The 10,998-nt window shown below is 43.7% G+C and carries 13 protein-coding genes and 1 pseudogene; all 14 read right to left on the reverse strand.

All coding sequences use genetic code 11. From position 1 onward, the window contains the following. Positions 1–9: 9 nt before the first annotated feature. The gene (locus JEQ21_RS06545; protein WP_199364615.1) at positions 10–363 is read right to left on the reverse strand and encodes a Spx/MgsR family RNA polymerase-binding regulatory protein; all 354 of its coding nucleotides are present in this window, start codon (positions 361–363) and stop codon (positions 10–12) included. A 3-nt stretch (positions 364–366) separates the two neighbouring features. Next, a complete protein-coding gene (gene rsmI / locus JEQ21_RS06550) occupies positions 367–1,245 on the reverse strand; it encodes a 16S rRNA (cytidine(1402)-2'-O)-methyltransferase (RefSeq protein ID WP_199364622.1) in 879 nt (292 codons plus the stop codon). A gap of 3 nt (positions 1,246–1,248) precedes the next feature. After that, positions 1,249–1,560, reverse strand: a complete 312-nt coding sequence (locus JEQ21_RS06555; protein ID WP_196091707.1) for a DNA replication initiation control protein YabA — start codon at positions 1,558–1,560, stop codon at positions 1,249–1,251. Between the two features lie 116 nt (positions 1,561–1,676). After that, on the reverse strand, positions 1,677–2,573 hold the full coding sequence (locus tag JEQ21_RS06560; RefSeq protein WP_199364616.1) for a DNA polymerase III subunit delta': 897 nt from the start codon (positions 2,571–2,573) through the stop codon (positions 1,677–1,679). After that, entirely contained in the window at positions 2,570–3,202 is a 633-nt protein-coding gene (tmk, locus tag JEQ21_RS06565) for a dTMP kinase (protein WP_199364617.1), read from the reverse strand. The genes JEQ21_RS06560 and tmk overlap by 4 nt, the downstream gene beginning before the upstream one ends. A gap of 198 nt (positions 3,203–3,400) precedes the next feature. Further along, entirely contained in the window at positions 3,401–4,057 is a 657-nt protein-coding gene (locus tag JEQ21_RS06570) for a CBS domain-containing protein (protein ID WP_199364618.1), read from the reverse strand. Positions 4,058–4,080: 23 nt separating this feature from the next. After that, positions 4,081–4,791: an ABC transporter ATP-binding protein gene (locus JEQ21_RS06575; RefSeq protein ID WP_196091703.1), complete on the reverse strand. Its 711-nt coding sequence runs from the start codon at positions 4,789–4,791 to the stop codon at positions 4,081–4,083. Continuing rightward, positions 4,791–5,555, reverse strand: coding sequence for an ABC transporter ATP-binding protein (locus JEQ21_RS06580; protein WP_196966982.1), 765 nt, complete (start codon positions 5,553–5,555; stop codon positions 4,791–4,793). Before JEQ21_RS06580 ends, JEQ21_RS06575 begins: the two co-directional genes overlap by 1 nt. Further along, complete coding sequence (locus JEQ21_RS06585; RefSeq protein WP_199364619.1) at positions 5,555–6,511, reverse strand: branched-chain amino acid ABC transporter permease; 957 nt, start codon at positions 6,509–6,511, stop codon at positions 5,555–5,557. Before JEQ21_RS06585 ends, JEQ21_RS06580 begins: the two co-directional genes overlap by 1 nt. Positions 6,512–6,513: 2 nt before the next feature. Then, positions 6,514–7,383 (reverse strand): branched-chain amino acid ABC transporter permease, encoded by an 870-nt coding sequence (locus JEQ21_RS06590; protein WP_196091728.1) that lies wholly within the window; start codon positions 7,381–7,383, stop codon positions 6,514–6,516. Between the two features lie 248 nt (positions 7,384–7,631). Then, positions 7,632–8,795: an ABC transporter substrate-binding protein gene (locus JEQ21_RS06595; RefSeq protein WP_196966984.1), complete on the reverse strand. Its 1,164-nt coding sequence runs from the start codon at positions 8,793–8,795 to the stop codon at positions 7,632–7,634. 136 nt (positions 8,796–8,931) lie between these two features. After that, entirely contained in the window at positions 8,932–9,198 is a 267-nt protein-coding gene (locus JEQ21_RS06600; RefSeq protein ID WP_199364620.1) for a DUF2129 domain-containing protein, read from the reverse strand. A 121-nt stretch (positions 9,199–9,319) separates the two neighbouring features. After that, positions 9,320–9,919, reverse strand: a pseudogene (locus JEQ21_RS06605) (ATP-dependent Clp protease proteolytic subunit); the annotation flags it as partial. Between the two features lie 69 nt (positions 9,920–9,988). After that, a complete protein-coding gene (gene upp, locus JEQ21_RS06610) occupies positions 9,989–10,618 on the reverse strand; it encodes a uracil phosphoribosyltransferase (protein WP_196091698.1) in 630 nt (209 codons plus the stop codon). Positions 10,619–10,998: the final 380 nt, after the last annotated feature.

The raw sequence follows: 10,998 nt of genomic DNA on the forward strand, positions 1-10,998 counted from the left end.
CGATAGTTCCTATAGTTCTAAATCCGCATATGGGGTCCTATACCCAATTTGCAGTAAGGTCCCATCTTTCACCAGGAGCGGACGCTTGATCAGCATACCATCTGTTGACAATAATTGAGCCGCCTCTTTTTGACTCATTGACGAAATCTGATCTTTTAGCCCCAACTCCCGATACTTATTTCCACTCGTGTTGAAAAAAGCCTTGATTGACCAGGTTCCCTGATCCATCCAAGCTTCCAACTGTGCTGGACTAGGTGCCTCTTGGGTCAAGTCGATAAAGTGACTTTCAATACCCAAGCTTTTTAATTCTTTTTCTGCTGCCTTACTTGTCGTGCAGCGTGGATGGCCGTAATAGTCATACATCGCTTACTCTTCTCCCTGTTCTACTTCTTCATGGTAGGCCTTGTATAGTTCCTTGGCCTTGTAACCGGTCACTTTGGCTAATTCCTGACTGGCTGTTTTTAATCGTTGACCTGCCGCCACCCGTTCCCGTAATTGCTGCAAAACACTTTGCAAATCTAATTGGGGCTGGTCTTCCTCAATATATCCTTCCAGGATGAGTAGGCACTCTCCTTTTATAGGGTCAGACTCCAACGAGGACAAGAGATCCTTTATCTTCCCTCTACGAAACTCCTCGTAGATCTTTGATAATTCCCGGACCAGTACAACCTTTCGATTCCCGTACACCTCTAAAATTTGTTCCAAAGTCCCTTCAATGCGATAAGGTGATTCATAAAAAATCTGGGTCTCTGGGTAAAGGCGCTTGGTTTCCAAAAACTTCTGCTGTTGGCTTGCCTTACGGGGCAAAAATCCATAAAAAATGTGCGGTTGGGCAGGAAGTCCACTGGCAATCAGTCCAGTTATCCCCGCGGAAGCACCTGGGAGGGGGACAACCTTAATGTCTTGAGCCAAGGCTGCCTGGACCAAATCCTGGCCTGGATCTGAAATACTCGGTAAACCGGCATCTGAAACTTGAGCGATATCCTTACCTTCTTCAAGTAGATCCAAGAGTTCTGGAATCCGGGCTTGGGCATTGTGTTCGTGAAAGGAAATCAAGCGTTGTTCAATCCCAAAATGCTTGAGGAGCTGGCCGGTTACTCGGGTATCCTCTGCCGCAATAGCGTCCACTTGCGCAAGGATCTTGAGGGCCCTAAAGGTCATATCTTCCATATTCCCAATGGGGGTACCAACTAGAAAAAGGCTTCCTTTTCCATTGGGTTCTTTGTAACTTTTTTGAATCCGCACCATCTAACCTCGGAATAATAATTCATCACAAAACACACAATCTTCTGACCGTGGCTGGCCGTAAAAGGTTGTACAGACATGAAATCCATCTAGATAGATACGGTTCAAGCCTTCTCGAGCAGATGTTGCTTTTACGGGATTTTGGGTATCTTCTTCTGTCAATCGTTCCCGCAATTTTTCATTTTCAAGGCGGAGGGCTGTATTCTCTTCAATGGTTTCTCTCACAACTGCCTTCATCTTGTCAATCTCATTTAAGGTTGTTAATAATTGATTGGTGAAGGCATCAAGGGAATCTAGTAATTCTTTCTTTTCCAAGGGACTCCTCCTCAATTTTTTGAATCGACTGTGATTGTCAGTAGTCCCATCACTTGCAGCAGCTAGCCCGAAAGACTAAACACAGAGTAACAGTTAGGACTGCTATGTCACAGTTCTTACAAATTTTTTAAACTAAAACGTTCCAGACTTGTCAGCAAGGGAACATTGGCCTGCCAGGCTCTTCGAGCTTCCATCAAATCTTCGAGTAGGGATAGACACTTTCGAGCAGGTACTTCCTGTCCTAATAGAATCTCAATCGTATCTAAAAGCAAACCCTGCTTGTCCTTGTCATCGGCAAGACTAACCAGACCGGATAAGGCCACAAAAGATTTTATGTCACCGGCTAAAAACCGCTGTAGCCAAGTAAAAACCTGGCGTTCCAATTCCAGACACCAAGCCTGTCCAATCGTATCTAAAAGATTTTTCCTCCCCTGCAGCAGGTGGTCTAAAAACTGAGCCTGTGTTTTTAATAAACCTGTTCGCTCTAACTCTTTTTGAAAATGCTGCCCTGTCTCAGGAAAATAGACATACTGACTTCGACTTCGAATCGTCGGTAAAATCTTTTCTGAGGACTGACTTAAGAAGAAAAAATACTGGCGACCAGTCGGTTCCTCCATTGATTTTAGAAGGGCATTGGCTCCATTTAGATGCATGGTCTCTGCATCTTCAAACACAAAGACCTGGGCTTCCCCTTCGATACCAGATTGTGAAACCTGGGTCAAGATATCCCTGACTTGTTCCGTTCGAATCATCCGATTCACAGGCTCAACCAGATGAATGTCAGGGAAAGTCTGACTCTCCACCAAGCGACAGGAGCGACATTGGCCACAAGGAAGACCCTGAAGAGGTACATCGCAAAAGAGGGCTTGGCAGAGATAGAGAGTCATATCCAACCGCTCTGCGGCTCCGGTAAAGAGGTAGGCGTGGCTCATTTTCCCCGCCTGAATCATGCGTTGAAACCGTTTCAGTAAGACAGGCTGAGCCTCCTGTAAACGTAGAAGCAGGCCAGTCATAGAGACCAACTTTCTATCACAATATCCAAGGCATCTGCTAAAACCTTTTGAAATTCTTGGCTAGCATCTATTTGAACAAAACGCACTGGATCTTTCTTAGCAATGGCCAAGTAGCCTTGGCGCACCTGCTCATGCCAGGACAAATCTTCCTGATCAAGCCGGTCCACATCATCGGAGCGACTTGCCTGAATCCGGGCCAATCCTTCAGAAGCTGGCAAATCCAGTAACAAGGTCAAATCTGGCTTTCTTCCATCGGTCGCAAACTGATTTAACCAATGAATGGCTCCCAAATCCAAGCCTCTCCCGTAACCCTGGTAGGCTACTGACGAATCGATAAAGCGATCCATCAATACCAAAGCTCCCCGTTCGAGGGCCGGTAAAACTTTTTCCACCAAGTGTTGGCGGCGACTGGCGATGTACAGTAAAAGCTCCGTTTTTTCGTCCATCTCCATATGGTCAGGATTGAGAATAATCTGTCGAATCTGCTCGGCAATCCGAACTCCACCAGGCTCCCTGGTAACGACAACCTCGACGCCTTTTTCATTGTAAAACTGGGCTAACTCCTTGATTAATGTGGATTTGCCCGATCCATCTGGCCCTTCGATGGAAATCAAAAATCCTTTTTTCATAGTTCCCTCATTTCTTCCTTCTATTATACCTGTTTTCCAGAAATTTGACACTAGCAAAATCCAACTCCGATCCAGTAAAAAACTCCCTGGATGTTCCCAAACTAGTGTAGCTCAGGAAATCTCCAAGGAGGTTTCATTTACTTTCAAAATCAAAAGCTTCCTATAACTTACCAAAACACTTGGAAACAGAAGACTCAATTAGAAGGCTTTAGCCGTAGTTTCCTTGATATAATCTACCTGCAAACCTTGTTTTTCAAGTTCTTCCCGAAGTTGATCGTGATCAGTCTGACCTTCCAGTTGCAACTCAATGGTTACAGAACCATCTGCATTAGGGATATTCACAACATTATCGATGTTCAAATCCCGTTCAACTACTGCATGAACCGCACTTTCCAAAACGCCAACTTGGTTGGTTGTCCGCACCCGAACACGAGTACCAGGTGCCCCATAGCCAGTTACCTCCAAGAAAGCTTTAAAGATATCACGGTCAGTGATGACGCCACGAAGCTCGTCCCCTTTCATAACTGGAAGAATACCAACCTTGTGTTTAAACATTAAGTAAACCGCATCTTCTAAGCTTGCATCTTCATCCAGGGTAAAGACATCACGTACCATAACATCTTTGACTTTGGTTTTGTTGAGAAGGTAGTTCATTTCGTAAATAGACAAGGTGGTTGCTTTGGAAGGAGTCGCTTCTGCAATTGTACCTTCTGTTACCAAGCCGACCAGTTTGTCATTGTCCATAACTGGTAGACGGTGGAGCTTTTGTTCCCGCATCAAGTCTGCCGCATGTGCAATGGATGTATCTGGATCAATAAAGACCACACGTTTTGTCATAAATTCTTTAACAGCCATGTTTTTTTCCTTTCCTTAAACCATTATCCACCAAGGTAGGCCTTGCGGACTTCTTCTGAGGTTAGAAGTTCTTGACCAGTACCAGATAATACAATTTTACCATTTTCCAACACATAACCGCGATTCGAAATGGCAAGAGCCTTATTGGCATTTTGCTCAATCAAAAGAACGGTTGTACCTTGAGCTTGGATATCTTTAATGATCTCAAAAATTTCATTGATGAAGATTGGAGCAAGTCCCATTGATGGCTCGTCCAAGAGTAAAAGTTTTGGAGTTGACATAAGGGCCCGTCCCATGGCCAACATCTGCTGCTCACCACCTGAAAGAGTCGCAGCATCTTGTCCTTTACGTTCTTCCAAACGTGGGAAACGCTCAAAAATCTTCTTGAGATTTCGAGCATTTTCTTCTCGATCTTTTTTTAGAAAGGCTCCCATTTCTAGGTTTTCCATAACCGTTAGACCAGGGAATACGTGGCGACCTTCTGGTACTTGAGACAAGCCAGAAGCAACGATATTTTGTGCAGCCTGTTTTTGAATCTCCTGGCCTTGGAACAGAATCCGTCCTTGACTCGGGCGAACCAAACCTGAAATGGTGCGAAGGATACTGGTTTTTCCAGCCCCGTTGGCTCCAATCAAGGACACAACTTCCCCTTCCGCCACTTCAAAGCTGACATCATGGACCGCTTCAATCATCCCGTAATGAATGGATAGATTTTCAACTTGTAACATTGACATTAGGCTTCTCCTCCCAAGTAAGCTTCAATCACGCGCTTGTTGGTGCGAATTTCTTCTGGTGTTCCATGGGCAATCAAGCGACCATATTCCAGTACATAAATGCGTTCAGTTACTTCCATAACCAAGCTCATATCATGCTCAATCAACATAACCGTAATGTTAAACTCTTCTTTAATTTTACGGATCAAAGCCGTCAATTCTGCTGTCTCCTGCGGGTTCATCCCAGCAGCTGGCTCATCCAAGAAGAGAATTTTTGGCTCAGTCGCCAAGGCCCGAACAATTTCCAAGAGCCGTTGTTGCCCATAAGCCAAATTTTTCGCCAAGGTATCCGCATACTCCTCCAATGAGAAAATTTTCAAAAGATCCATAGCCTTTTTCTTGTACTCTTCTTCTTTTTTATAGTAGAGAGGAAGGCGGAAGAGGCTGGCAAAGACATGTGGATTTTGGTGATTGCCAAAAGCGATAAGAACGTTATCAAGAACCGTCAAATCTTTGAATAACCGGATGTTCTGGAAAGTACGACCAAGACCTAGCCCAGCAATCGTGTAAGGCTCTTTCCCATTTAACTCATTCCCATCCAAGGTAATGGTTCCTTCACTTGGTTCGTAAACTCCCGTCAATAGGTTGAAGAGGGTCGATTTACCTGCCCCGTTAGGACCAATCAGACCCACCAATTCGCCCTTGTCCAATTCCAAGGTTACATCGCCAACAGCCGTTAAACCGCCGAAATGTTTTGTCAAGTGTTTAACTTCTAATAATGCCATTAGGACTTAACCTCCTTTTTTGATTTTGACAAAAGATTCTTCAAACTAAATTCCCAAGTCCCCAAAAGACCACCTGGACGGAAAATCATCACAAGGATAAGGGCTAATGAGTAAACAATCATCCGGATACTTGCAACGTCTTGCAATAACATGTTTAAGAGTCCCAAGACAACTGCAGCAACAATGGTACCAGTCATAGATCCCAAACCACCGAATACGACAATAATCAGGATATTGATAGAGTTCGTGAATGCGAAATCGCGTGGAACAACGGAACCAACAAAACCAGCATGGAGGGATCCTGCAATACTTGCAGTGATAGCACCGAAAACAAAGGCCATTACCTTAATGTTGGTGGTATTAATCCCAACGGATTCCGCAGCAATCTCATCCTCACGAACCGCAAGTGTCTGACGACCAATTGGACTCCGCAAGTAGTTTAAGGTCACAATGGTTGTCAATGCGGCTAAGACATAGACCATTTGCCAGGTTGTAAAGGCAGGAATTCCCAAAATACCAGCAGCACCATTGGTCACCTCACCACCATTGACGATGATGATCCGAATAATTTCTGCAACCCCAAGGGTAGCAATAGCTAAGTAATCCCCTTTCAAACGAAGGGTAGGAATTCCGACCAAGAGTGCTACAACACCTGCAACGGCCATCCCCGCAAGTACAGAAACAAGGAAACCACCATAGGTCGGCAATTGTTTCCCGATAATGGCGGTTGCATAAGCTCCAATCGCCATAAAACCAGCATGTCCTAAAGAGAACTGACCTGAGAAACCAACAATCAAGTTGAGTCCCACAGCCAAAATAATATTGATTCCAATTTGCTGGAAAATCATTTGATAGTAGAGATTGAGAACATTCGTCTCTACCAAAAGCGTAACCAGGGCATAGCCAGCAATCAGCAAAGCTGCCCAAATCATATTTTCCTTTAGATTTTTTTGCATGACTAGACCTTCTCCTTCACATTTTTACCAAGGATACCACTTGGACGAACTAGGAGAATCAAAATCAATACTCCATACACAATCGCATCACGGAAGTCAGAGAATCCAAGAGCCGTTGCCGCTGTTTCAAGAATACCGATAACAAATCCACCTAATGCTGCTCCAGGAATAATTCCGATACCACCAAGAACCGCCGCAACAAAGGATTTCAAACCAGGCGTCATCCCCATCAACGGGTCCAATGAGTTATAGTAAAGGGCAATCAAGACACCCGCTGCTCCAGCGAGAGCTGAACCAAGCGCAAAGGTGAAACTGATGGTGCGGTTTACATTAATCCCCATCAACTGAGCCGCATCACTGTCCACGGAAACAGCCCGCATGGCTTTCCCCATCTTTGTCCTTTTGACAATCAATTGAAGTACCACCATCAAGAAAATGGACACTCCTAGAATCAACAACTGAATGTTTGTAATAGATACAGGCCCCAAGTCAAAGCGGACAGTATCGATAACTTGTGGGAAAGGACGTGGATTAGCACCAAAGAAGAAAACCATTCCATATTCTAAAAGGAAGGATACCCCGATAGCGGTAATCAAAGCTGCAATCCGAGTGGATTGTCGCAAGGGTCGATAAGCCAGAAACTCAATCAAAACCCCGAGAGCAGCCGTTCCGACCATGGCCAATAAAAGGGCTACAAAGAAATTCAAACGGAGGGTGTTAATCAAGAAATAACCCATGAAGGCTCCCATCATGTACACATCCCCGTGGGCGAAGTTGATCAAGCGGATAATCCCGTATACCATGGTATACCCCAAGGCAAGCAACGCATAAATGCTTCCCAAGATCAGCCCATTCAATAATTGCTGTAAAATCATTCGAAATAATCTCCTAAAAAAGATGTTCCCTTCTAATAAAAGGGATCGATACTTCTATACCGTCTGTCCTCCTAGTCCAAGACCGTGAGGACTTTTGTCATTCTATTAGTCTCTATTCTATTATACTCTTTTAGTTTATCTTTTATTACTGTGTTAGCTCGTCTTGCCGTACTTCAGTACTGTCTACGACTCGCTGCCTTGTACTAAAAGTAAACTAAAAGACTATACAAAAACGATTTCCACTTTTAATCAGGTTGAACGGACACCGCTTCTTCAACCTTACCATTTTGCATAGTCATCATAAAGGCTGACTTAGTGGTATTGTGATCGGCATCAAAACTTGTTTTACCGGTTACCCCTTCGTAGTCTTTAATCTTGGTCAGGTTGTCACGAATTTGAATAGAATTCTCTGCCCCTTCCATAGCTTTGGCCATCATCTTCATAGAATCGTAAGCCAAGGCTGAGAAAGTACTTGGTTCTTCATTAAAGCGCTTTTTATAAGCGACTTTGAACGCCTCTGCTTCATCGTTAGTTTTAACGGTTGAAGAAAAACCAGATACGAAGTAAATATCATTCGCTTTCGCCGCAGTCGCCTGTTGAACAAACTCTTCAGAATTCAGTCCATCTCCCCCAACTACAGGTTGATTTAGACCCATTCCGCGCATCTGATTCACAATTTTACCAGCTTCGGTATAGTAACCAGGGAGAACCATAACATCAAAGTCCTGCCCCTTCATCTTAGTCAAAGCAGCTTGGAAATCGGTATCACCTGCGATGAAGGTTTCTTCAATAACAATCTCACCTTTATAGGCTTCCTTGAATGACTTAGCAATTCCTTTAGCGTAGTCACTTGAGTTATCTGTAAACAGGGCTACTTTTTTAGCATTCAAATTATCAGAAACATATTTAGCAATGATACGCCCTTGATAAGAATCTTGGAAGGTTCCAACGAACAAGAAATCTTGTCCTGCAGTCAAACCATCTTGAGTAGCACTTGGAGAAATCACCGGTACACCAGCAATGGTTGCTTTCGGAATCGCCGCCGCAGTCGCACCAGAAGTTGCCGGACCAACAATGGCATTTACTTGTTGCTGGATGGCCAGGTTAGTCGAAACAGAGGCCGCTTCCTGAGTTTCTGATTTATTATCCTTGGAAATGACCTCAATTTGCTTCCCGTCAATTCCACCAGCCTCGTTCATTTCCTCGACCGCAAGCAAGGCACCTTTTTGTTCAACAGAACCATAGGCAGCTACCGCTCCAGTATTTTCAAAGTTAAAGCCAACTTTGATGGTATCCCCAATCTCGGTCCCCTTAGCTTTGGATCCATCTGCAACCGGTACTTGTGTACAAGCCGCTAAAAATGTCATAAAGGCCATTAAAATTGTGGCCACTAAGCTTTTACGTTTCATAGAACCTCTCCTCTTTTTTTATAGAGTCTAATATATAGAATTGTCAGAAAATTGTCAATACAAGTTTAAGATTTTTTTTAATTTTTTCCATGAAGATTTTCATTGGATTTTCTTTGAAAAAGAAAAGGAGGCTGAGTTATTCCTCAGTCTCCTCTGTTGATAAATCGATACCTTGAAAACTCCGAGGTAGGGTAGCCAATTGACTTTTGGTAACCTGACGCACATAGTTTTCTTGCTCCAACTCTTGAATCGTCACTTCAACACGATGAACCGGCACAAAAAGTTGGACATACCGCAGCCGACGGGAATGGTAAACCACATCTCCCCAAGAGAATAGTTTGCGACGATCCCGATTGTAATAAAGGTAGACATAGATCGCCTGGCGCCGATCCTCCAATCCCATAGCCAGCTCCTTTCCGTTTCCTTCTGTTATTTTATCATATCTACCAGTCCTTGGCTAGCTCCCTTTGTACAACAAAAGAGGTGGACCCCAGGTCTCAACCTCTTTTAGTTCCTCGCTCTGATTAGGCTTGTGGCAACTGGTTATTGGCCATGATTTCATCAATGAAACCATATGCAAGTGTTTCTTCTGCACTCATCCAATAATCACGCTCAGCATCCTTGTGAATTTGTTCCACTGGTTTACCTGAATTGTCTGCCAAGATTTTTTCTAAGGTATGACGAGTTTTGAGCAAGTGCTCAGCAGCGATCGCCATATCTGTTTGTTGGGTACCGCCACCTGTACCACCCATTGGCTGGTGAATCATGTACTCAGCATGTGGCAACATAAAGCGTTTGCCCTTAGCACCACTAGAAGCAATGATGGTTCCCATGCTCGCAGCCATCCCCATAACAATTGTCTGAACATCTGCTTTAATAAAGTTCATGGTATCGACAATGGCAAGTCCAGCGGATACAGATCCACCTGGTGTGTTCACGTAGAGGTAAATATCTTTAGTAGAATCTTGGGCGTCCAAGAAAAGCAACTGGGCAATTACGGAATTGGCCATGTTATCTTCGACTGGACCCGTTAGCATAATAATCCGGTCTTTTAAGAGACGTGAATAAATATCATAAGAACGTTCACCACGACTGGTTTGTTCAATAACTACAGGAATCATTCTGTACTCTCCTTCTTTACTGGAATGAGTTTATTATACCTAATTGGTCAGTAAAGGTCAACTTAAAAACTTTTATTTGGTACCAAACAAACGGTCACCCGCATCTCCGAGACCCGGAACAATGTAACCATGCTCATTCAACTTCTCATCCAAAGCAGCTGTAAAGATTGGAACTTCCGGATGGGCTTCTTCTAATGCAGCTACTCCTTCAGGTGCCGCAACCAAGCAAACAAAGGTAATATTGCTGGCACCACGTTTTTTCAAGGAATCAATGGCTAAGATAGCGGAACCCCCTGTTGCTAACATTGGGTCCACTACAAAAATACGTCGTTGGTCAATATCTTCTGGAAGTTTCACCAAGTATTCTACGGGTTGCAAGGTTTCCTCATCACGGTACATCCCAATATGCCCAACCTTAGCAGCTGGAACCAAACTCAAGAGACCATCAACCATCCCAATACCTGCCCGTAAAATTGGTACAATAGCTAGCTTCTTACCAGCCAATTGTTTCTGAACCGTTGTCGTAATAGGGGTTTCAATTTCCACATCTTCTAAAGGAAGGTCGCGGAGTACTTCATACCCCATCAACATGGCAATCTCATCAACCAACTCTCGGAAGGCCTTGGTAGAAGTATCCGTCCGACGAAGAATAGACAATTTGTGTTGGATCAACGGATGCGCGATGACTTGAACTTTAGACATGCTTGGTTCCTCTTTTCTTAATTTTTTCCATTATATCACAGTCCACCATGAAAAGCTTTACATTTATAGCCTTTTTACAAAAAAAAGAGGTTGAGACAAAAGTCTCAACCTTCCTATTTTCGTTAGTGAATTCATTGTGACGCAGTGGTTGATTGGTACTTTCTTTCGCCTTTATTGAGAGAACATTTCATGTTCTCCCGAGTTTATCACTTTAAAAAAGACAAAAGATAGCTAACCCCTTGGGGGACAAGGCGTTTGGCTATCTTTTTTAATTATTTTCGTGTTGTATATGAACCTCTAGCATAATTTCTTAATTCCTCGAACTTCACAACTCCCTTTGTCCAGTCAATTCCAAGAAGCTTATTTAACTCCTGCATATC

It is taken from the genome of Streptococcus sp. 121, assembly GCF_016458205.1.
In the GTDB taxonomy this organism is placed as follows: Bacteria; Bacillota; Bacilli; order Lactobacillales; family Streptococcaceae; genus Streptococcus.